The 23637-nt window shown below is 35.7% G+C and carries 17 protein-coding genes and 1 pseudogene; 11 read left to right on the top strand and 7 right to left on the bottom strand.

Going from position 1 to position 23637, the window contains the following annotated elements:
* Positions 1–119: 119 nt before the first annotated feature.
* Positions 120–1307 carry a glycosyltransferase gene (locus F6K23_RS11155; RefSeq protein ID WP_293154755.1) on the top strand — a complete coding sequence of 396 codons (1188 nt, stop codon included), beginning with the start codon at positions 120–122 and terminating at the stop codon, positions 1305–1307.
* A 182-nt stretch (positions 1308–1489) separates the two neighbouring features.
* Positions 1490–2323, top strand: a complete 834-nt coding sequence (locus tag F6K23_RS11160) for a sulfotransferase (RefSeq protein WP_293154758.1) — start codon at positions 1490–1492, stop codon at positions 2321–2323.
* Positions 2324–2471: 148 nt separating this feature from the next.
* On the opposite strand, the gene F6K23_RS11165 is transcribed toward F6K23_RS11160, so the two are convergent.
* The 3 genes and pseudogenes from F6K23_RS11165 to F6K23_RS11175 form a co-directional block, all read right to left on the bottom strand.
* Positions 2472–2645: a hypothetical protein gene (locus tag F6K23_RS11165; RefSeq protein WP_293154761.1), complete on the bottom strand. Its 174-nt coding sequence runs from the start codon at positions 2643–2645 to the stop codon at positions 2472–2474.
* A gap of 878 nt (positions 2646–3523) precedes the next feature.
* Entirely contained in the window at positions 3524–5446 is a 1923-nt protein-coding gene (locus tag F6K23_RS11170; protein ID WP_293154764.1) for an efflux RND transporter periplasmic adaptor subunit, read from the bottom strand.
* Positions 5447–6668: 1222 nt separating this feature from the next.
* A pseudogene (locus F6K23_RS11175) lies at positions 6669–6854 on the bottom strand (PadR family transcriptional regulator); the annotation flags it as partial.
* Between the two features lie 244 nt (positions 6855–7098).
* Here F6K23_RS11175 and F6K23_RS11180 point away from each other — a divergent pair.
* A complete protein-coding gene (locus F6K23_RS11180; RefSeq protein WP_293154767.1) occupies positions 7099–7356 on the top strand; it encodes a hypothetical protein in 258 nt (85 codons plus the stop codon).
* 584 nt (positions 7357–7940) lie between these two features.
* Here the strand turns inward: F6K23_RS11180 and F6K23_RS11185 are convergent.
* On the bottom strand, positions 7941–8189 hold the full coding sequence (locus tag F6K23_RS11185) for a hypothetical protein (RefSeq protein ID WP_293154770.1): 249 nt from the start codon (positions 8187–8189) through the stop codon (positions 7941–7943).
* 911 nt (positions 8190–9100) lie between these two features.
* Between F6K23_RS11185 and ftsH the strand changes: the two genes are divergently transcribed.
* Entirely contained in the window at positions 9101–11092 is a 1992-nt protein-coding gene (gene ftsH / locus F6K23_RS11190; protein WP_293154773.1) for an ATP-dependent zinc metalloprotease FtsH, read from the top strand.
* Between the two features lie 790 nt (positions 11093–11882).
* Here the strand turns inward: ftsH and F6K23_RS11195 are convergent.
* On the bottom strand, positions 11883–12545 hold the full coding sequence (locus tag F6K23_RS11195) for a M23 family metallopeptidase (protein WP_293154776.1): 663 nt from the start codon (positions 12543–12545) through the stop codon (positions 11883–11885).
* A gap of 898 nt (positions 12546–13443) precedes the next feature.
* Positions 13444–14814 (bottom strand): sensor histidine kinase, encoded by a 1371-nt coding sequence (locus F6K23_RS11200; protein WP_293154779.1) that lies wholly within the window; start codon positions 14812–14814, stop codon positions 13444–13446.
* A gap of 1314 nt (positions 14815–16128) precedes the next feature.
* On the opposite strand from F6K23_RS11200, the gene F6K23_RS11205 reads away from it, so the two are divergent.
* Positions 16129–16272 (top strand): hypothetical protein, encoded by a 144-nt coding sequence (locus F6K23_RS11205; protein ID WP_293154782.1) that lies wholly within the window; start codon positions 16129–16131, stop codon positions 16270–16272.
* A gap of 174 nt (positions 16273–16446) precedes the next feature.
* Here F6K23_RS11205 and F6K23_RS11210 read toward each other — a convergent pair whose 3' ends face one another.
* The gene (locus F6K23_RS11210) at positions 16447–17817 is read right to left on the bottom strand and encodes a sensor histidine kinase (RefSeq protein ID WP_293154785.1); all 1371 of its coding nucleotides are present in this window, start codon (positions 17815–17817) and stop codon (positions 16447–16449) included.
* 845 nt (positions 17818–18662) lie between these two features.
* On the opposite strand from F6K23_RS11210, the gene F6K23_RS11215 reads away from it, so the two are divergent.
* From F6K23_RS11215 to F6K23_RS11240, 6 genes are all read left to right on the top strand, one after another.
* On the top strand, positions 18663–19046 hold the full coding sequence (locus F6K23_RS11215) for a hypothetical protein (RefSeq protein WP_293156114.1): 384 nt from the start codon (positions 18663–18665) through the stop codon (positions 19044–19046).
* Positions 19047–19326: 280 nt separating this feature from the next.
* On the top strand, positions 19327–19986 hold the full coding sequence (gene nfi / locus F6K23_RS11220) for a deoxyribonuclease V (RefSeq protein ID WP_293154788.1): 660 nt from the start codon (positions 19327–19329) through the stop codon (positions 19984–19986).
* Positions 19987–20871: 885 nt separating this feature from the next.
* A complete protein-coding gene (locus F6K23_RS11225; protein ID WP_293154791.1) occupies positions 20872–22011 on the top strand; it encodes a glycosyltransferase in 1140 nt (379 codons plus the stop codon).
* Between the two features lie 240 nt (positions 22012–22251).
* On the top strand, positions 22252–22668 hold the full coding sequence (locus F6K23_RS11230; RefSeq protein WP_293154794.1) for a XisH family protein: 417 nt from the start codon (positions 22252–22254) through the stop codon (positions 22666–22668).
* Positions 22656–22991 carry a XisI protein gene (locus F6K23_RS11235; RefSeq protein WP_293154797.1) on the top strand — a complete coding sequence of 112 codons (336 nt, stop codon included), beginning with the start codon at positions 22656–22658 and terminating at the stop codon, positions 22989–22991. The genes F6K23_RS11230 and F6K23_RS11235 overlap by 13 nt, the downstream gene beginning before the upstream one ends.
* Before the next feature lie 51 nt (positions 22992–23042).
* Positions 23043–23600 (top strand): Uma2 family endonuclease, encoded by a 558-nt coding sequence (locus tag F6K23_RS11240; RefSeq protein ID WP_293154800.1) that lies wholly within the window; start codon positions 23043–23045, stop codon positions 23598–23600.
* The last annotated feature ends 37 nt before the right edge of the window (positions 23601–23637 follow it).

Raw genomic sequence — 23637 nt, forward strand, 5'->3', positions numbered from 1 at the left:
AATTTACTAACTACAAATATATTTATTCTTTGCTGAAATTGAAAGAATTGTTTGCCAATGTTGATAATTTTACAGGACATAAAAAAGTCTAATATTGTTCTTTTTTGCCAAAGCAACTAATGAAACCAACAGTAATTATCTATCGCGACCAATTAATTCCCTACTCAGAAACTTTTATCCCAGCACAAGTAGAAAATTTTTCCTCCTATCAAGGATTCTACGTTGGCTCCTCTGGTTTCCCTACTGCCAAATCAATGCTTCCCCAGAATAGAACGATTATTCTGGGTGACTTAGCCTCTCCTCCTGGTCTCTGGAAAATAGCCTACAAATTAACTGGTTTTATCCATCCTCGCTGGCTGAAATGTTTGCAAGATTTATCGCCTCAGTTAATTCATGCTCATTTTGGTCTAGATGGGGTTTTAGCACTACCACTGGCAAAAAAGTTAAAAGTACCCCTCATCATAACTTTTCATGGTTATTATGCTACCACAGAAAAAACCCTGAATCAATCTAAAGGTTTTTATACACAGACCTGGAATTTTGTCAAGAATCGCGGTCAATTTTTTCGAGAACTATATTTTAGGAATCGCGATCGCCTATTTCAAGAAGCGGACTATTTCATAGCTGTTTCTGAATTTATCCGCTCCCAACTAATAGAAAAAGGATGCCCGTCAGAGAAAATAAAGGTTAATTATATCGGTATAGATGTAGATAAATTTACACCAAATCCAGAAGTAAAACGAGAACCAATTGTTTTATTTGTCGGACGGTTAATAGAAAAGAAAGGATGTGAATATTTGATTCGGGCGATCGCTCAAGTACAAAAAACTATTCCTAATATAAAATTGGTAGTTATTGGCGACGGAATATTACGTTCATCTTTAGAAAGTTTAGCTGGAAGTTTATTGTCTAATTACTGTTTTCTTGGAGTTCAACCACCTGAAGTTGTCAAAGAATGGATGAATAAAGCTTTTTTATTAGGAGCGCCGAGCATTACTACTGCTACTGGAGAATCTGAGGGTTTACCAATAGTTATTCTAGAAGCACAAGCAATGGGATTACCTGTTATTAGTTCGATTCATGCAGGTATTCCAGAAGCAATAATTGATGGAGAAACAGGTTTTTTGGCGCAAGAAAAAGATTGGGAGAGTCTAGCTAAATATATTTTGAATCTGCATGAAAATGTGGAATTAAGAGAACAATTTTCTGCTTTGGGTCGCAGACGAATAGAAACAGAATTTAACCTCAAATTAAATGCTGTAAAACTAGAAGAAATATATCACAAGATTATTAAAACAACATATTGAGCATTTGCTCGCAGAGTCCCCGACCAGCAACAGCTACTAAAATTTTGTTTATCATTTTTTAATTGAGGATATTATGTCCGGTAGCATCGTTTGTGTATAGAATTAGGTCAAAATTGGAAGAAACCCTTCTGCCTTCTGGCCTCAGCATAGCTGCCTTTCTATCAAAATATACTGAAGAATAAATGAAAAATTTTGAAATTTTCCCCAAAATTCAAAGATTTAAAATTCGACTAGATGACTGGCTTTTAGCAAAAGAAATTATCAAAGGTCAAGATAAGTATCAAAAATTTATTGTTCTAACTCGTGCCAGAACCGGTTCAAATTTTTTAATGACCTTATTGCAGTCTCATCCTAACATCCGTGCATTTGAAGAAGTTTTTACAGAAGAAAAAAGAAAAATTCATTGGGGTTATCCAAAGTATCCTCGGTCTTCTAAAGTTCTGAAAATGAGGGAAGAACAGCCAATAAAGTTCATAGATGAAGTTGTCTTTCGTAAATTTCCTCCTTCTGTCTCAGCCGTAGGTTTTAAATTATTTTATTATCAGGCTCAATTGTCAGAATTACAACAGATATGGCAATATTTAAAGGAAGATAAAGAAATCAAAATTATTCATTTGAAAAGAGATAACTTACTCAAGGTATGCTTATCCTATTATCTGGCGAAAACTACCAAGCAATGGATTTTGAAGAATGAAAAATATCGACATAATTCTGTGGCAGTTCAACTAGATTATGATGATTGCTTGAAACTTTTTGAAGAAACTAAAAAATGGGAAGAGGAGTATGATAGCTTTTTTAACGAACATCAAAAAATTGAAGTAATTTATGAAAATTTAGAACAAAAAACTATGCAAGAAACTAAGCAAATACAGCATTTTTTGGGAGTTAAACTACAAAGATTATATTCATTAACGCTCAAGCAAAATAAAGGTACATTGCCTGAAATAATTTCTAACTACTATGAGCTAAAAGAAAAATTTGAAGGTTCTCCTTGGAGCAAGTTTTTTACTGAATAACTGAAGTTTTTTGAATAAACAGTTAAGCGATCGCCATAGTCATATCAAATCCGGTAGCATCGGTGTTATTCAGCATTCTAAAGATAAGAATCTATATTGTAGGGGCGAATGGCATTCGCCCTTACCCATTGTATTATGATCGACTGAATTATATTACTCCGAATTTGAGTTTAACGATCGCTTGCCCTTTGGATACAAAAACTGCTTCATAAAACTGATATAAAACGTCACATAGCGTGACATTCCAATGTTTACTTCCTGCTTTCCTACGGAATGCTACGCAAACCACCGGAACTGTCGGCAGCACTCCGTCCACAGGCATTAACGGTCAAGCCGACCGCATTCCTTAAATTAAGCGTGATCAAAAATCTTTTCCCTTCTAACTCATATTCCGCACGTCAATTTGTAGCATTAAAAGTAGTATTAAAAATGATAATTTGGTCAGTATTTATACTGTATAAATCATCGTCATTGACCTTTTTCAGGAGTCAAAATTTCAGGAAAATATTAAGTATAAATACTTGATCTACCCAGACATAAGCTGTACATCATTTCCTACTGACTACTTGTCTTTATCCTACATTTTGTCGTGCAGGATGTAGATTCTAACCTCTTCTTTCCTCCTGCCTCCTGCCTCCAACATAGCTCTTAACTCCTCCGGAGTGTAAGTATTCAACCGGACATGATATTAAAGGGCTAAAGCCCAACTACAAACAAAAACTTATCAATAATTATCCGATAGTGTAGCTCCCCTCCTGGGGGCAGGGCTGTTTCATTCTCGATAGACACGGAGACATGGAGACACGGAGATGGGAGAAACAGGCAACGGTTTCGGTCATTTTATGTGAATAAATTTTCTTGAATTTCAGCAGAAAATTTCAGTAAATTGATGCAAATAAGAGCCATAAACTTGGAGATAAATTGAATATAAAAAGCTTTATTACCTTAGCTACCCTAAATTTTAGCCTTATTCAGCAAGCCCTAATTATCCGAATACTATATGATATCAAATCCGTTGGCTTCGGAGTAATATAATTCCGTCGATCGTCATACAATGGGTAGTGGCTTTCTGGCATTGGCGTTCCGCCAAGCTCCGAATTGCGCCCTTACAATAATGTTCCATCACAAGCGCCATTGCCAAATATTTCCCCTACTCCCCTACTCCCCACACTAATTACACCAATGCTACCGGATTTGATATTACTTCTTCTTTTTTCCTTCTTCCCTCTTACTTCTTCCTTCTTCTAAATTTAAAAGCTTCACAGCAGAACCATCCTTCAACTTTTGCACCCCTGAAACAATCAACTTATCGCCAGGTTGTAAACCAGACACTACCTCAGTCACATCACCCTTAACCAAACCTAACTCAATGATTTGGCGTTTTGCTTTCTGCTCTTCACCCGCTCCTTCCAACAAATACACAAACCTTTCTTCTCCTAGAAAACCTACCGCCGTCATTGGTATAACCACAGTTTGACGTCTATCCCAAATCATATTTACCCGCACAAACTGACCATCTTTTAACTTTCCAGCACTATTATTCACATCTGCTTTAACTAAAATAGTTTGAGAGTCACTACTAACAGTAGGAGAAATAAAACTAACCTTCCCCATTCCCACAGGTTTCCCTTCTGAACTCTTAATCTCCACAGGTAAACCCAATTTTAAATCCCCTCGTCGCTCTAAAGGAATTGGTAAATTTATTTCCAATACTTGATTTGCCGTCACAGTAGTAATAGTGTCATCATCAGTAACAAAATCTCCCATTTTCACAATCATATTTCCCACAATTCCAGCAAAGGGAGCTACAACCACCGTATCCTGTAACTCCACTTCTAAACTCTCTACCTCTGCTTGTGCTGCTGCTACCTCTGCGGTGGCCTGAGCAATTTCTTCGGGACGAGTACCATTTTGTAACTCCTCTAAATTACTACGAGCTTCTGCCACCTCCGCTTCTGCTCTAGCAATTTCTTCAGGACGAGTGCCATTTTGCAACTCCTCTAAATTACTACGAGCTTCTGCTACTTCCGCTTCTGCTCTGGTAATTTCTTCAGGACGAGTGCCATTTTCTAACCTTCTCAATACTTGGAGTTGTTGTTCCACCGCTGCTTCTAATGTCTCAATTGTAGATTCTCGATTTCTTTGCAATTGAGTCACTCGTCTTTTTGCTTCCTCTACTCTTGCTTTAGCTGCCTTCTCTTGTTTAAAAATTTCCTGAAACGTTAATTCAGCGATCGCTCCTTCATCTCTCAAATTTTGATTTCGCTTTACTTGTTCGCTAGCTAAGTCTAATTCTGCTTGTTGTACTTCTATTTGCGCCTTAGCTTGAGCAATTTCTTCTAACATACTACCTGACTTGGCATTTGTCAGTCGTGCTTCTGCCTCTTGTAGTTGTGCTTTAGCCTGAGCAATTTCTTCATTACGAGTACCTGCTCGTAGTTCCGCTAAACTTGCTTGAGATTGGTTGAGACGCGCTCTAGCTGCAGCAATTTGTTCTGGCCTTGCTCCAGTTTTGAGTTCTGCTAAACGTGCTTGAGATTGGTTGAGACGCGCTCTAGCTGCAGCAATTTGTTCTGGTCTTGCTCCGGTTTTGAGTTCTGCTAAACGTGCTTGAGTTCGCCGGAGATTTGCTTTGACTCTTCTTAAGTTGGCTTCCACATTATCACTTTTGAGTTTGGCGATCGCCTGTCCTTTGGATATAAAGGTTCCTTCCTGGACTAAAATTTCTATTACCCTACCATCTATTTCTGGTCTAATTCTGACTGAGCGTTTAGCTTCGAGAGTCCCGACAAATTCTGAAGTTTCTTGGAGGGAGGTAGTTTCTATTGGTATGGCTTTAACTAGGGTACTTCGTCGTCTACCTGGAGTTGCTGTTGATGGTTTGTTAGCTGTTTCGCTACTTTGAGACTCCCACCATTGTCCTCCTAAAAATCCTATTCCGAGAGTGGTAATAATTACTGTTGCCCAAAGTACGCCAGAAAAATTCTTTTTCTCAGGTTTAAACCATTCCGGAACAGTTTTTGTCTGGTCTTTATATAGTTCTATTGTGGTATTTCCCTGAATATTTTCTGGTGGTTTAGTTTTGTCTTTAATTGCTGAGTTTGATGAGTTGAAGTTTGGCATTTTTTTTGACATTTATTGTTTATTATTTTGACTAATTATTTCGTAAGCATTTCCTAGGTCATGCTGCGCAAACAGCCGTCAGCTATTAGCTATTAAGCTATTAATTTTGGAGAAGGTAAAAGCAATTTAGAAATTGATAAAGAATAAAAAATTACCGAAAAATTGTGATTGAAAGCCTCCTCTTTTAAGAGGATAAAAAGCGGTCGTTTGCGCAGCATGACCTAGGATGGGATGGCGAGGTCAAAGGAGCCATATCCAATCGACTCCTGTGAAGAAAAATTTTCATCTCTTTGTCAATCCTATCCGTTTTAAAGGAGAGGTAATTCTAAATTCGCGCATTCTAAATTCTAAATTATTGAATGCCAAAGCACCCTTCCTACACCTTAGAAGTAATTATTTATTCTTAATTGCTGTTAACGCAGTTCCTCCGGAGGAGGCTAGCTGACTGCTAATAGCTAAATGCTTACTATTTTTGTAGTTAATATATAGTTTAAAATAGTTTTTTTTGCTTAATCGGGTTCAAAATTTATCAGTTATAATTCTTTTACTAATTATTCCCTGAGCCATTGCATTTCTGCATTTAGCATTAATTTTGCTCGATTAAAAGCAGAATATTGATAGTAGTATCGTGGCATATTCTCAGATTGTTGACTATCTAAATAGGGCTTGCTGATTAAATATAAAAGCATTTACATATAAATATTTTAGCCTTTTTGGAGTCGAAAAAACTGCGCCTGTTTCAGTCTAAAACGCTCAAAAAGTTAGTATTTTAGGCAAGAGTTAGGCAGAACAATCAAGGGACAATTCTTACTTCTACCTCCTCGCTCATTCCCATTTCTTCTGTCTCCTGTCTCCTGTCTGCTACCCTCACCCATAAGACTTTTTCAGTAAACCCTAAATATTTTTGATGTAGTTGACAAACTATTAAACGATGCTCGATAAGTTTGACTCGTCCAGTAGGTTCTAAATCACTGAAAAAGAAAAATTTAATCAGAAATTTAGAGCGACCTTTTACCGAATAATTAAAGTAAAAATCCTCTCCTTTAAAGGAGAAAAAGCGGTCGTTAGTTTAGCTTTCCGAAGGTTAGGATGGCGAGGTCTCGGAGCCATATCTGATCGATCAATAGAAGAAAAAAATTTTCCTTTTGCGTCAATCCTCTCCTTGAAAATAAGAGGTAATTGTTAATTATTAATTATTAATTATTAATTATTAATTGTTTAAGGCTTCCCCTAGTTCTTCTGTAACCACAAAAACATAACCCCGCTCTTCTAATCGTTTCAGCAAAGGATATATAGCACCATAATTGATGCTAATACAGCTACTCATAAATAATTCTAACTGTTGCTTTAAACGATAGCCGTGCAGAGGTTTCTTTTGTAGTAAACCGAGGGCAGATAACTCAAGCATTTATATCAGTCTGATATATTTGTTTATTTTTTAATTATATTTCAATTAATTTTATCTGACGAAATAAAAATTAAAAAATCTTCAAATTATATTCTATGCCCTGGGAGTTGGGTAAGGGAAGCATCGGATTTGCGGTGCATAGAAGTCATAAGTCAGAATGGTTGGGGGTAAGTTTAGATAAGTCCAGTGTTAACATCTTCCTTCTCTTTTATTGCGTATGTCGCAATAATACAATGTAAGACAAATGTGTTTCAGGCGTTGGCTCAGAGACACAGAGCGATCGCCTATATCAGATATAAAACCCTTATGGAAGCTATTTAAAAATAGAGGTACAGAATTTTGTGAGGTAGTTCTATTTCAGCAAAGGCGGATACCTTATACCATCTCTCAAAAACTTTTCTACATTTTCTTGAGCTGGGGAGTAGGGGCAAACGACCGTTTGCCCCTACAGAACTTTATGAATATTGCTAATGGGGTTGGTGAGGCTGATATGAAATACTAAAATTTTGGCGACAAATACCCACGGCTGTTTCCAGGGCTCAAGCAGCCAAAAGCACAGAGCGTGGGCTAATATTCCGTAAGGGTTTTATAAAGCTCCTAGTTAACATCTTCCTTCTCTTTTATTGCGTATGTCGCAATAATACAATGTAAGACAAATGTATTTCAGGCGTTGGCTCAGAGACATAGAGCGATCGCTGGTATCAGATATCAAACCCTTATGGGAGCTATTTAGGGTTTGCTGTCTTTTTCAGGAGTAGGGGACCCACCCCTAACCCCTATCCCTTAACCATAAGTCTTGAAACCCTTGTGGGGAGCAGGGGAGCAGGGAGCAGGGGAGAAGGGATAAAAAATCGTAGTAGCTAAGTAAAACTACTGAAATAGTCAAAAAAAAAGTACTTTTCTATACATTTTTTTTTCCGAAAAAGCCGAGCCAATACTTATGCATAACTCGTCTATTTTGTCAAGCTTTATGTTAAGAAAGATGTGGGTAAAGCATAGCCCTAACCCCCAGGGTCAATTTATTGTCACGCTTAGAAAAATTGGCGTTGGTGAAAAGAGGTATGATATCATGTCCGGATAAGAGTGCTATAGAACTCCGTTCCGCTTACGCGATCGTGCTGACGCAACGCTTCGCGTTAACCTGCGTTTTGCGCCAGCAAACAAAAAACTTTCTCTTTCTACTCTTCTTTCTTCTTCTTTCTTCTTCTTTCCTCCCTCCTGACTCCTGTCTCCTAAGTAATTAAGATTAATATCATACAGTAATTCACCAACGCCGAAAAATTGATGGGGAGATGGGGAGATGGGGAGATGGGGAGATTCTGAATATTTGCACAATTATAAATATTCTCTGACGACAAATAATTAGTCCTGCTCCCAGGAGAGAAAGAGGGAAATGGAGAGTAGTTAGGAGGAGCGGAGAATAGAATTTAATTAGGAGGTAGTCGGATATATTTATCCCTTAATTATTGCTCTGCTGATTAAATCTAAAAGCATTGACATATAGAACCCATTTGGGATCTTCATAAATATCAAGTTTTTTTAGCCTTGAGTCAGGAGACAGGAGACAGGAGACAGGAGGCAAGAGGGAAGATGTGGGTTCGTGATAATACAAAAAATTCAACACACCAACAGAAGATTTTTCCTCAGAATTGATGCGCGAAAAGACTTGACTACCATAATTATATAGCGATCAAATGGGTTCTATCAAGACAAGTGCCTTTTTGGAATTGAAAAAAGTGCCTGTGCCTGGTTTTCAGCTCTTCATGGTCGTGCATGGAGCGTATTAATGGCAAGAGTTGGGCAGAAAAATCCCAAATTGACAATTCTTACTCCTACCTCCTCGCTCCCAAGCCATTTCTCCCCTCCTGGGAGGGGCGCGCGGGTGGGTTGTCTCCTGTTTCCCCCTCCTGGGAGGGGCGCGCGAGTGGGTTGTCTCCTACCCCTACTACTCATACTTTTTCAGCAAACCCTAATTATTTTCTTGAGACGGGGAGTAGGGGAGTGAGGAAGTGGGGGAGAAGTAAAAATTAGAATAATTAATATTAACTAGCTAATAATTACCAAAAATGTCATTTGGCTTGTGTTAATTACTTAATAATTGAAGTGCTACTTAAGTTAAGCATTAATCCATGGTAATTGGTATCAGATATGAATCAAACTACCACTACTGCAAAAATAATGAAATACGCTATTGATATAGATATATACCCTTAACCTAAATAAAAGGCCACCACTCAAGAATACTAATGAAAAATTTCTGGAAACAAATAGAAACAGATGGGCTAAATAAAATTAACAACCATCACCCATCACCACGCAACCCTAAAGCTAATACCCAAAACACCAAAACTATTCTTTTTCAAAAATATAGAAAACTTATATGGAGAATTTTGGCGACTGGGATAATTACTCAAAGTGCCTTACTAGGAACTCCAGCTTTTGCTAATAAAACTAACACTCAAAACACTCTCACCTACACTCAACTATTAGAGAAAATTAACGCTGGAGAAGTTACAGAAATAGATGATTATCCCTCTCAAGGAATTTTTAAAGTTAGCCTGAAAGGGCAAAAAAGTAATGAACCTATGTATACCGTCAATGTATTTGAGTATAACCCAGAGTTACTGGACCGAGTTCGCGCTCAAAAAATTGACTTTGAACTGAAGCGCTCTGCAGACAATAGCGCTGCGATGGGTATTATATTCAATATCCTTATAGTCTTTGTAGTTATCATTGTACTGCTAAGTATTCTGCGTCGTTCTAGTCAGTCACAGGGAAATGCTTTAAACTTTGGCAAGTCCAGGGCACGTTTTCAGATGGAGGCCAAAACAGGAGTATTATTCGATGATGTGGCAGGTATCGAAGAAGCAAAAGAAGAACTTCAGGAAGTAGTTAGTTTCCTCAAAAAGCCAGAAAAATTTACAGCTATTGGGGCAAAAATTCCTAAAGGAGTACTTTTGGTAGGACCTCCGGGAACAGGTAAGACTCTATTGGCAAAGGCGATCGCTGGAGAAGCAGGAGTTCCTTTTTTTAGCATCTCTGGCTCAGAATTTGTGGAAATGTTCGTGGGTGTGGGAGCTTCTCGTGTAAGAGACCTATTTCGCAAAGCCAAAGAAAATGCTCCTTGCATCATATTTATAGATGAAATAGATGCGGTGGGTAGACAACGAGGAGCTGGTATTGGTGGGGGTAATGATGAACGGGAGCAAACCCTAAACCAGTTACTTACAGAGATGGATGGGTTTGAAGGCAATACAGGCATCATTATTATCGCTGCAACTAACCGCCCTGATGTCCTGGATGCTGCATTATTACGTCCTGGTCGGTTTGATAGACAAGTAACTGTAGATTTACCTACTTATAATGGACGCTTGGGAATTTTAGAAGTCCATGCTCGGAATAAAAAACTAACTCCAGAGATTTCCTTAGAGGCGATCGCTCGACGGACACCAGGTTTTTCGGGAGCAGATTTAGCGAATATGCTGAATGAAGCAGCTATTCTAACCGCTAGAAGACGTAAGGAGGCAATTACACCTTCAGAAATTGATGATGCTATTGACCGAGTGACCATCGGTTTGAGTTTAACTCCATTATTGGATAGTAAGAAAAAACGGTTAATTGGTTACCATGAAGTCGGACACGCTTTGTTAATGACTTTGCTCAAAAATGCCGACCCTCTGAATAAGGTGAGTATTATTCCTCGTTCTGGAGGAGTGGGTGGTTTTGCTCAACCAATTATGGATGAGGGAATGGTTGACAGTGGGTTATATACCCGTTCTTGGTTAATAGACAGAATTACAATTTCTCTAGGTGGACGTGCTGCGGAGGAAGAGATTTTTGGTCCTGCGGAGGTAACAGTAGGAGCTGCTAACGATATTAGGAGTGTGGCTAATTTGACTCGTGAAATGGTAACTCGTTATGGAATGTCTGATTTAGGGCCAGTTGCTCTGGAGAATCCTAGTGAGGAAGTCTTTTTGGGTCGAGGTTGGCAGTCACAGTCAGAATATTCTGAGGAAGTTGCGACTAAGATTGACCATCAAGTTCGAGCAATGGCTGTTCATTGTTATGAGGAAGCTCGCCGAATCATTAGAGAAAATCGTGTGGTGATGGACAGGTTGGTAGACCTTTTAATAGAAAAGGAAACTATTGAGGGTGAAGAGTTCCGGAGAATTGTTTCGGAATATACAACGTTACCTGAGAAACAGGCTCTTTCTATTAATTTAGAAAAGAAAAGTTGAGGTTTAATCTATAGCAGGGAATAGGGAATAGGAAATAGGCAACAGTGGGGAAAATATTTCCCTGTCTTACGGTTTATTATCAGCATAAGTCTTAATACCAATTCACTTTAAAGATGTCACAAATAGTTTCAAATTACATAAGTGAAATAATTTCCTGAAATTAATGTGGCATAAAAGTTTGGAGCCTATAAAATCTTACTTTTGAGTTTTGAGTTTTGATTTTTAACTTCCGTGAAAGGGTATAACCAACCTATTCTTTGCTATATAGCACTACGCAATTAGGGGGCGGACAATACTAAATGCTGAAAGTAAGTCAGAGATTACTTTTGAATTTTGTACGGGTACCATTCGGAACTTTGCGTTAGCAAATGGCAATTTGACCCTACTGATTTTTAACTTACCGAATAATTAAGGTTTAAAGTCTATCCTTTAAAGGAGAAAAAAGAAAAAATTTTCACGCTCCACGTCTATCCTATCCGTTTTCAAAGAGAGTTTAATAATGGATAATTGATAATTACCTCTCCCTAAAACGGATAGGATTGAATAAAAGGAAAAAATTTATTCTTTTGGTCGATTGGATATGGCGAGGTTTCCTCGCCATCCCACCCTTCGGGAAGCTGCGAAGATCGACCGCTGTCTTGGTTGATTGGATATGGCGAGGGGACCTCGCCATCCCTCAACCGCTTTTTTCCCCTTTAAAGGGTCGGCTTTAAACCTGAATTATTTAATTATTTAATTATTAATTCTTCGGTAATTATTAATTATTAATTGTTAATTATTAATTGTTAAACTATCTACCTTGTAAACCTGATAAACTCCTGGTTTGTTGAGCATACATCTCTCGTAAAATTAAACCAGGGTCTACCCAACGACCCCCATATTTCAAGCCCCAATGAAGATGGGGGCCACTGGTTCTACCAGTCATTCCCACTCTAGCTATTCGAGTCCCAGCGGGTAGCATTTGACCTTGAAGTAACATAATTCCACCACCACGATCTACTAAATAACGACGTCCGCCATGAGTTTCTACTCTTCCTTGAACATGGCAGTAAACGTGTTCCCAATAGCCTGACTTAACGACAATGCCAGTACCACATCGCCTATCTTCCCAGACTTCTACAACTTTGCCTGCCCACCAATTTCGGATGTAGCTTCCTTGAGGTGCTGCTAGGTCTAACCCATAATGAAATCCTCCACCTCTAGGGCCAAAGGGGGATGTATATCCTTGAAAGTTTTCGACTGGGAAGGAAGCATTTTGCCAGTTATTGACGTAGGCTATTTGTTGATTATTAATTGTGGGTTCTTGAGCTGTGACTAATTCTTGTTTGAGTCCTGTGGTTGTGAAGCCAACTCCGATAATTCCTAGTAATAGTAAAATTTTTTTTGATTTATTAAAATACTGCTTTATAGGATTAGATACCAAAGGCAAACCAAGGGGAATTGGATTTGACATGGTTTTTATTCACTCCTCAATTTCTTGTGACCAGGGATGATTTGACGCATCTGAAGATTCTGAGGAATTTTATCATAATTTAACCATGTTGCCATTAGACATCTCCACCAAAAGAGGGGGTAGGGAGTAGGGAGTAGGAATTAGGGGGAAAGAATTGATAATTTATGTGCGATAATTGATTTTATTTTTGATTATCACTAGATGTCTATTATGAAAAAATTAGTTTACTAAAAATTTGGGTATCAAGCTCTGTCCCTTAAGGAAAAGTTTGTGAAGCTATAGTGTTATGTATGTAGTGTTTTAACTGGTTAAATGGAAAATTATGACTCATTTTTACTGAGTAAAACACCAATAGACATCTGTTCAACAATGAATAATGAATAATTACCTCTCTATGAATTGAAGAGGATTGACAAATTCATGAAATTTTTTTTTATTATCCCCTTAAAAGGGGAGGCGCATACCCACAATTTTTCGGTAAAAATCAAAAATAAAATCAATTCTTATCCATCTGTGATCAATTATTTTTCCCTGTTGCCTTCCGGAGCTGTTGCCTCTTTTGGAGGAGATGTCTAATAGTTATCTTTTTGCCCATGACCAGACTATCGATATAGTCAGTGTAGTAATGTACTCCAGCCATATTCCTGTCAAATAAATATTCGCTGCAATTTTGTTTAACTTATTTCCTACTGTTAAAGGTTCAGCTAGAGAAAATTCACTATACACTTTAAGAGACGATTTTTGAATATTTTCGTCCAGCACTGGTACATACGCTATTGGTATATCAGTCGAAGGAAAAGGCACGGACAGTCAAAAGCTTAAAACTCAGACAAAACAAGATTTCTCCTTCTCTCCCAGATAACTAAAGCCTTCTTATTTCTGCTATATATCAGTATCTTTATGTTGGTATTTCAATCACAAATTTCGCTCCTTTTTCAGGAGAAGAAATACATTTGATTCTGCCCTCATGTTGTTCAACAATAATTTGATAACTTATCGATAATCCTAAACCTGTGCCTTTACCAACTTCTTTAGTAGTAAAAAAGGGGTCAAAAATTTTATAACTATTTTCCTCTGTCATACCCAAACCATTATCAGAAATATAAATCCCTATCCAATTATTTTCTAATTTTTTTGTTTTGATACGAATTGTTGGTTGTTCTTCTGTAAATTTATTTGGAGAAAATTTTGTTTCTAGTGCATCAATAGCATTATTGATAATATTCATTATTGCTTGGTTGAATGCACTAGAATAACAATTCACTAGAGGTAATTCACCATAATCTTGAATCACTTTAATCTGAAACGGTAGATTTTGTAAACGAGCTTGAAAAATTAGTAAAATATTATCAATATCTTGATGAATATCTACATATTTTATTTCTGCTTCATCTAGGCGAGAAAAAGTTCGTAATGATTTGACAATGTTACTAATTCGATTTGATCCGCTTGCCATGGAACCTAATAGCTTGGGTAAATCTTCTTCAATATAATCTAATTCCATCTCTTCAATTTTTGCTTCAATTTCATCTGGTAAATTTGAGGAATTTTTCTGAAAAAGGTGAACTAAATCTAATAAATCTTTTATATAGTCGTTAACATGATTTAAGTTACCCGAAATAAAGGTTACAGGATTATTAATCTCGTGAGCAACTCCAGCAACCATTTGCCCCAAAGCAGACATTTTTTCAGCGTGAATGAGTTGAGTTTGAGTTTTTTTCAACTTTTCCAGAGTGTTTTGTAAGTAAATATTTTGCTGTTTTAAGGCTTTTTCAGCTAATTGACGCTCAATTTCAGCTGCAGACCGAGCTGCAAATATTTTTAAAATAGATTCTTGTTGGGAATAATTGTATTTTAAAGGTTTAGTATGTAAGCCTGCAATATGACCAATATTTTTTCCATGACTATCTACAATAGCAATTCCTAAATAACTTTCAGCTTGCAAAGTTAATAAGTCTTTATCTTCTGGGAAAAGCTGTTGAATTGAATTTGGATAAATTTGCAGACCTTTTTCATAAACAATACCACAGGGAGTTCCGGTTAAATTATATTCAAAATTAGACCCAAAACAACCTCCTGTCCAAAAGGCTAAGATATTAGCTTTTGGCTGCTCGTTATCTACAAATTCTGCAATTAGTGCATATCTAACTTGCAACACTTGAGCCAGGTATTGAACACAAACCTGAAAAAATTCTTCGCCGATTTTAGATGCAATTCCTGCGACAATAAGTTTGAGATTATATTCCGATTCAAAATTATGATTTGTCATAACATTATTATATGATTATAGGTATTATTTCTATATATTTGTCTTGATTTGTAAATCATTCTTAGACTATTTATTGAAGTTCACTCAGTATTATTTCTGAGAGATTTAGTAATCATATTTGACTTTATTTTTGTCTTCTTAAGTATCTTCAATATAAGATATAATCCAGAGCTAAACTTCACCCATGTAGCTATTTTAGCATCGCCTAATTTAGGTGATTTTTCTGCTTGAGTAACAACAGATAATACTAATTATTTAATTTCATCTTTATGCTTATATAGATATAGAGAAGAAAAACTATATTGCTATATATATAGCGCTACGCGCTAGGTAACAATAGACTTTGAAAGAGTTCCAGGATGTAGAAATGTCAAGTGCCAATATACGTAGTGCTATATGTAGTGTTTCAACCCTTAAAATGGAAAATTATGGCTCATTTTTGCTGAATAAATGTAGAGCTCTGAGTCATTTAGTCTCTAAGAATTTTCAGTAGTTTCTCTCAAAACGGGATTTCGGAGATTAACGCTAAATATAGAGAAGAAAAACTATAGTGCTATATATATGTGGTGTTTGAATCTCTAAAATCGAAAATCCTGACATCTTTTTACTCATTTGGCTCAATATAGAATTAGTCTATAGGCAAATATATGAGCCGATATCCAGGAATTATAAGATTAACGCTAGATATAGAGAAGAAAAACTATAGTGCTATATATATGTAGTGTTTGAATCTCTAAAATCGAAAATCCTGACATCTTTTTACTCATTTGGCTCAATATAGAATTAGTCTATAGGCAAATATATGAGCTTATCTCCAGAAATTTCGAGATTAAAGCTAAATATAGAGAACAAAAACTATAGTGCTATATATATGTAGTGTTTGAATGGTGAAAATCCAAAATCCTGACACATTTTTACTCATTTGGCTCAAATAGAATTAGTCTATAGGCAAATATATGAACTTATCCCCAGAAATTTCGAGATTAACGCTAAATATAGAGAACAAAAAATATAGTGCTATATATATGTAGTGTTTGAATGGTGAAAATCCAAAATCCTGACACATTTTTACTCATTTGGCTCAATATAGAATTAGTCTATAGGCAAATATATGAACTTATCCCCAGAAATTTCGAGATTAACGCTAAATATAGAGAACAAAAACTATAGTGCTATATATATGTAGTGTTTTAGCGACTCAAATAGAAAATCCTCACTCTTTTTTGCTGAGTAAATTTAGAGGTCTGAGCAATTTACCGAAAAATTGGGTTTAAAGCCTCGCCCTTGTAGGGCGACTTTTTATTTGATTTGCAAGTGAATTGGATATATGCTAAACTGTTATTAGTTGCCGGGGGGCACTCGGAAACTCTAAACGGACGTGGAGGGAAGCATCAGACTACCGCCAAGGAAGCAGCACCCTGTGAAGCGTCAACCCGCCGAAGAGCTACGGCTAAGTAGGAATCCCCGCGCCTTTAGGCCGGGGAGGATGTCAATGCCCAATCATTTTTAGTAGTTTCTATTGGTATAGAAGTCTAAGAAAAGGGAGCAGGCACATCAAAAGCTCTAAACTCAGGCAACACAAAATTTTCCCTTCTTCCTTCTTCCCTCTTCCTTCTTCCTTATCAAAACATTTCAAGTTGGTATTTCAATAACAAATTCCGCTCCTTTTTCAGCAGAAGAAATGCATTTTATTCTCCCTTCATGTTGTTCAACAATAATTTGATAACTGATTGATAGTCCTAAACCTGTGCCTTGACTGACTGGTTTAGTTGTAAAAAAGGGGTCGAATATTTTAGAGCAATTTTCCTCTGTTATACCTAAACCATTATCAGAAATATAAATCCCGAGCCAATCATTTTCTAATTTTTCTGTTCTGATAGAAATTTTTGGTTGTTCTTCTCCAAATTTATTCTGAGAAAATTTTATTTCTAGCGCATCAATAGCATTATTCATAATGTTCATTATTGCTTGCTTTAATGCATTAGGATAACAATTAACTAGAGGTAGATCGCCATAATCTTGAATGACTGTAATATGAAACAATGGATTTTGTAAACGGGATTGAATAATTAGTAAGATACTGTCAATAATTACATGAATATCTACAGGTATTACTTTTGCTCTATCTAAGCGGGAGAAAACTTGCAATGATTTAACAATTTTACTAATACGGTTTGCCCCTCCTTCCATTGAATCTAATAACTTGGGTAAATCTTCCTCAATATAATCCAATTCAATTTCTTTAATTTTGTTTGTAACTTCATCAGGTAAATTTGAATAATTTTGATGCAAAATATTAGCTAAATCTAATAAATCTTTCGTATAGTCATCAATGTGATTTAAATTACCCACAATAAAGGTTACAGGATTATTAATCTCATGAGCAACTCCGGCAACCATTTCTCCCAAACTAGACATTTTTTCTGCCTGAATAAGTTGAGCTTGAGTTTTTTTCAATTTTTCCAGAGTTTCTTGTAAATAAGTATTTTGTTGTTTTAAAGCTTTTTCAGCTAATTGACGCTCAATTTCAGCTGCAGAGCGAGCGGCAAATATTTTTAAGATAGATGTTTGTTGTTCATCATTGTGTTTTAAAGGTTTAGTATCTAAGCCTGCAATATGACCGATATTTTTTCCATGACTATCTACAATAGAAATCCCTAAATAACTTTCAGCTTGCAAAGTTAATAAATCTTGATCTTCTGGGAAAAGTTGTTGAATTGAATCGTGATAAATTTGCAGACCTGTTTCATAAACGTTACTACAGGGAGTTCCTTCTAGATAGTATTGAAAGTTAGGTATAAATCTGTCTCCTGACCAAAAAGCTAATACCCTAACTTCTGGTCGATCGCTGTCTAGACATTCTGTAATAAATCCATATTTTATTTGCAAAACTTGAGCCAGATATTGAGCACAAGCCTGAAAAAATTCTTCACCAATTTTAGATGCAATTCCTGCAACAATAAGTTTGAGATTATATTCCGACTCAAAATCATGATTTTTCATTACATTATTATATTATTCTAGATGTTTATATGTATATTTATCTTGATATGTAAATTATACTTCGACTATTTATTCAAGTTGATTAAGTATTAGTTCTGAGATATTTAGTAATCATGTTTGAGTCGATCATTGTCTTTTTAAACATTTTCAATATAAGATATAATCCAGAGCTAAACTTCACCCGTATAGTTATTTTTTCATCGCCTGATTGGGTGATATAAAAGCTGAGAACCTTGAGATATAAACTATTATTATGTTGATTTAAAAATTCTATTAACTTGTTCTAGATAAAATCCTAATTTAGGTGATTTTTCTACTCGAGTCGCGACAGATAATACCAATTATCTAATGGAACTTACACGGTCGTAGAGTCATAAAATAGTCCTAAATATATTACAGGTAGAGAGTTTCACATCAAAAAGGTATAATTCCTTCGCAAGCAAGGGTTACAGCCATTTTTAGGGCATTGACGTAATTGCCTTATTATATATAGACTTTTCCTACGGAATGCTACGCAAATAGGCATTTTTTAACCAGAAAATGTGTAATATCAAATCCGGTTAAACAGTTATAGATTGCTTAAGTAAGGAGGACTCAGGTAGGGGACTCGTCGGATTGGCGACGTACAGGAGGATCGAGTCAGGAAGAGAGAGAATCACAAAAATGAGCGTATTTATGACGATTGAAGAATTTTTTTATGTCCAATTAAACGGATTTGATATCAGTACCACTAATTTCATGTCAATGTTTAATTGAATACTTAAAATATAATCATCACTGAAATTTGCTATAATCCAAGGATTTAATATTTTGCCTAAAAATAAAATATAAGATTAAAAAAAATGATACTTGAAGAAATTTTTCCCTTTAGATTGGCCATTGATGCCACAGCGATCGCAGGTGCATCTCTCTGGTCTTTGGCCTTATATTGGGGTTTTTCCCCTCTGAGTGAGTGGGTGACGTTACAACTTAATCGTTGGTTTAATTTTGCAGAAAGAGCGTTGTATACATCTGAGAAAGAATTTGAAAAGACCCGTAAAGCAAGAGAGTCTCAGAATGCTTTTTATGCTTCTATTTTTAGTATTGTGCCTTTTTTAATTGTAGGAAGTTTGTGCAATTGGGGTGTAGAAGTTGGTTTAGATAAAAGTTGGTCAATTAGTATTGGGATAATTGTTTGTGTAATCTGCGGTGTTTATGAGTTGGGAAGAAGAGATAGTAAATCTTCTTAAGTAAGACTTCTTGCAGAAGTCAGGCAATAGTTTAATAATTAATAATTAATAATTAATAATTAATAATTAATAATTAATAATTACCTATCCTTGAAAGTGGATAGGATTGACTAAAAGGAAAAAATTTTCTTGTTTCTCCTTTAATGGAGAGGCTTTTTACCTTAGTTATTCGGTAATATGAGGAGCAGCATAGGAAACAAGTAAAAAATATTTACCCCGTCAACTCTACTTCATAATTTTGGAAATTGCTGTAGCTGAATTATTAACCTCTATATATATTATGAAAATAGACCAAAAGTTTCCTTTTCCTACTGATGTAGAAACAGCGATCGCTCTGCAACAAAAACTTCGTCATCAAGTAATAACTGAAGACCAATTTGGAACTATTAAATATGTAGCTGGTATTGATGTTGGTTATAGTGATTCAGATAAGATTACTCAAGCAGCAGTAGCAGTTTTAAGTTTTCCACAATTGGAATTATTAGAACAGTCTATAGTTAGACGTCCTACTTCTTTTTCTTATGTTCCTGGGTTATTATCTTTTCGAGAGATACCTGCTATTTTAGATGCTTTAGAAAAGCTAAATATTACTCCTGAATTATTGCTTTGTGACGGTCAAGGATTGATTCATCCTCGTAGATTTGGTATAGCTTGTCATTTAGGAATTTTGGTTAATATTCCTAGTATTGGTGTAGCTAAATCTCACTATATTGGTCAACATAATTCTGTTGGTTTAGAAAGGGGTAATTGGCAACCAATAATAGACGAAGAAGAAGTGATTGGTGCAGTTGTGAGAACTCGTACTGGAGTTAAGCCAATTTATGTTTCAACTGGTCATAGAATTAGCTTAAAAACTGCCATAAATTATGTGTTGAAATGTACTACTAAATATCGGTTGCCTGAAACAACTCGTTGGGCAGATAAATTAGCTTCTAACTAAGAAGGAAGAAGGAAGAAGGAAGAGGGAAGAGGGAAGAAGTAATATTATGTCTGGTTAAATACTTATAAATAACTACGGAGGAGTCAGGATTCAGGAGAGAAAAAGAAGGAATAAGGAAGAATAAAATAACCAAAAAAATTGTACAGTAAATTCTAAATTAATGTTGTATAGTTAACGGGATAAATATTTTTTGTTTGTTCCCTATCCTGCTCCTTATCTTACCGAATAATTAGGGTTTAAAGCCTCTTCTTTAAAGTAGAAACAAGCGGTCGAGGGATGGCGAAGTCCCCTCACCATATCCAATAGACCAAGAGAGAAAAAATTTTCCTTTTAGTGGTACTTAGACATTTTTTGATAGGAAAAATGCGTCAAAGTCAGTCTAGACAAGGGAATTACGTTAAAGCCTGAAAAATGGCTAGAACCCGTGCTTATTCAGGATTTATGCCTTTTTGACGTGAAAGCCTCTGCCCATCTATAATTTGAGTCTATTTTATGTTTATTTTGTGTAAGTCCCATTAGTCAATCCTCTCCTTGAAAAGAAGATATAATTAGGGCTTGCTGATTAAATCTAAAAGTATTTACAGATAAAGGTTTTAGCCTTTTTGATGCCTTGAAAAAGTGTCTGGTTTTCAGCTCTTCACGCTCAAAAAGGAGCGTATTTTAGGCTCATAGTTGGGCAGAAAAATCAAGGGACAAAACTTAGCTCCTACCTCCTCTAAATTCCCTTTTCTCATGTCTCCTGTCTCCTATCTCCTGTCTCCTACCCTCACCCATAAGACTTTTTCAGCAAACCCTAATTATTAATTATTAATTATTAATTATTAATTGTTAAACTATTCCTACAATTGTTCAATCCTTAAATAGTTAAATAGTTAAAAATATACTGTGGAAATAAAATATGCTCTTGTTCATGAATGGTTAACACCTAAAGCAACTGGTGGTTCAGAACTGGTTGTTAAAGAAATTATCCAGCATATTAATGCCGATTTATATGCTTTAATTGATTTTGAATCTAGCAATCCTGAAAGTTATCTTTATCAACGTAAAATAGGCAAAACATTTTTACAACATTTGCCTTTAGCTCGTAACGGAGTACAAAAATATTTACCTCTATTACCAATAGCAATTGAACAATTAGACTTGCGAGAATATGATGTAATTTTATCTTCCTCTCATGCAGTGGCTAAAGCTGTTATTACTACACCCTATCAACTGCATATTTGTTATTGTCATACTCCTATGCGTTATGCTTGGGATTTAACTTTTGACTATCTAAATAGTAGTAAATTAGGTAAAGGTATCCCTGGTATTTTTACTAGATATCTTTTACATAGACTCAGGGAATGGGATGTAATTTCTGCTAACCGAGTAGACTATTTTATTGCTAATTCTCAACATACCGCCCGCAGAATTTGGCGTTGTTATCGACGTGAAGCAGAAGTAATTTATCCGCCAGTAAATGTGGAAAAGTTTCCTTTTCAATCTCAGAAACAAGATTTTTATCTGACAGTTTGTAGATTAGTGAGTTACAAAAAAATATCTTTAATTGTCAAAGCTTTTAATCAGTTAGGACGAGATTTAATAGTTATTGGTACGGGTGAAGAATTAAATAAATTACGTCATCTTGCTAAATCTAATGTCAAAATTATGGGTTGGCAACCTGAAGAAGTAGTTGCTCAATATATGTCAGAAGCAAAAGGTTTTATTTATGCTGCTTGTGAAGATTTTGGGATGGCTTTAGTAGAGGCACAAGCTTGTGGTACGCCAGTTATTGCTTATGGGGTTGGTGGAGCGACTGAAACAGTTTTAGATATGAGAAAATATCCAGATTCAGCAACAGGTTTATTATTTCCCGAACAAACAGAAAAAGCTTTAGTTGAGGCGGTAGAAAAATTTGAAAATTCTCAGGCATATTTTCAGGCAGAAATTATTAGAAAGCACGCCTATAAATTTTCTCCAGAAGTATTTCAAAAACGTTATTTAAATTTTGTGGAAAAGTGTTACGAGGGAAAAGGTAATGGGTAACGAGCAAAATATTTATTATCATAAAAATCAAATTAGAGACTGTTGGTCATTTCAGTTATCAGTTATCAGTTATCAGTTATCAGTACCTCTGCAATAAGGAGGCAAGAAAATACGGAATTCTCTTTTTTTTCCCTTAAAAGGGGGAGCTTTAGACCACGATTTTTGGGTTAAATAACTATTAATAAACTTGTTGTTCGACTCCTATTGAACAAATTTGCTTTTGAATTAAAAATAGAAAAAATGGCAGCAAAAGATATTTTCCATGAAGCCGTAAAACGAGCTTTAGAGAAAGACCAATTGATTATTACCAAAGAGCCACTAGAATTAGAATGGGAAGAAGTTATAGTTAAGATTAATTTAGGTGCGGAAAGATTAATTGCTGCTAATAGAGGCAACGAAAAAATTGCTGTGGAAATTAAAAGCTTTGTCAGTATATCTGCTATCAGTAGTTTTCATACTGCTTTAGGCCAGTTTTTGAACTACCGCATTATGCTAGAAGTGAATGACCCAGAAAGGTTGCTTTATCTAGCAGTTCCTGTTGAAGCTTATCAAACTTTTTTTCAGAGTCGTTTAGCTCAGGTGGTAATTAAGCCTTATCAACTTAAACTTATTATTTACAAACCCAAAACGGAGGAAATTATTCAATGGATAAGTTAGAAAGTTATCGTTCCTGCATTGAAATTTTGTTAGAAAAGTATGCTCAATTTCAAACTGAAAATAAAGAGGTAGAAAATCAACTATTTTTTGACCCAATACGAAATCATTATCAATTTATGCGAGTAGGTTGGAAAGATTTAGAACGAATTTATTATACCGTTTTACATTTTGATATTAAATATGGAAAAATTTTGCTTCAGCAAAATGCAACGGAGAGTGATGTTGGTCAAGAATTAATAGAAATGGGCGTTGATAAAGAGGATATTGTATTAGGGCTACATCCACCTTATAAGCGTCCTTATACAGGCTATGGTGTTGCTTAAATAACCACCTAAAATACACCTAAAATAGAACAAAATTGATAATAATTGACTATGAGAACTGTTTTAGATTTAACACCATTAATTACATTAACAAAAGAAGATTTTTATCAACTCTGTCAAGTTAATCCAGACGTACCATTAGAACTTAGTCGTAATGGAGAATTGATTATTATCTCGCCTGTAGGTGGAGAAAGTGGTAATCAAGAGGCTAATTTAATTGCTGATGTTATTATTTGGAATCGAAAAACTCAGTTAGGATTTGTATTTAGCTCCTCAACAATATTTAATTTACCTGGTGGTGGTAGTCGCTCTCCTGATGTCTCATGGGTAAAACGAGAAAAATGGGAAGCTTTAACTGTCGATGAAAGGAAAAAGTTTCCGCCTATTTGTCCTGATTTTGTGATTGAATTACGCTCTCCTAGCGTTTGCGCAGCATTCCGCAGGAATAGATTAAAACCTCTACAAGAAAAAATGAAAGAATATTTAGATTGTGGTTTGAGATTAGGATGGTTAATTAATCCTCAAGATAAAACTGTAGAAATTTATCGCCCTCAAAAATCTGTGGAAATATTAACTTTACCTGTCTCTTTATCTGGAGAAGATGTTTGACCTGGATTTAATTTATTCATCTAAGCATTCAGCGGTT

Origin of the sequence: Okeania sp. SIO2C9 (assembly GCF_010672455.1) — a bacterium.
GTDB lineage: Bacteria > Cyanobacteriota > Cyanobacteriia > Cyanobacteriales > Microcoleaceae > Okeania.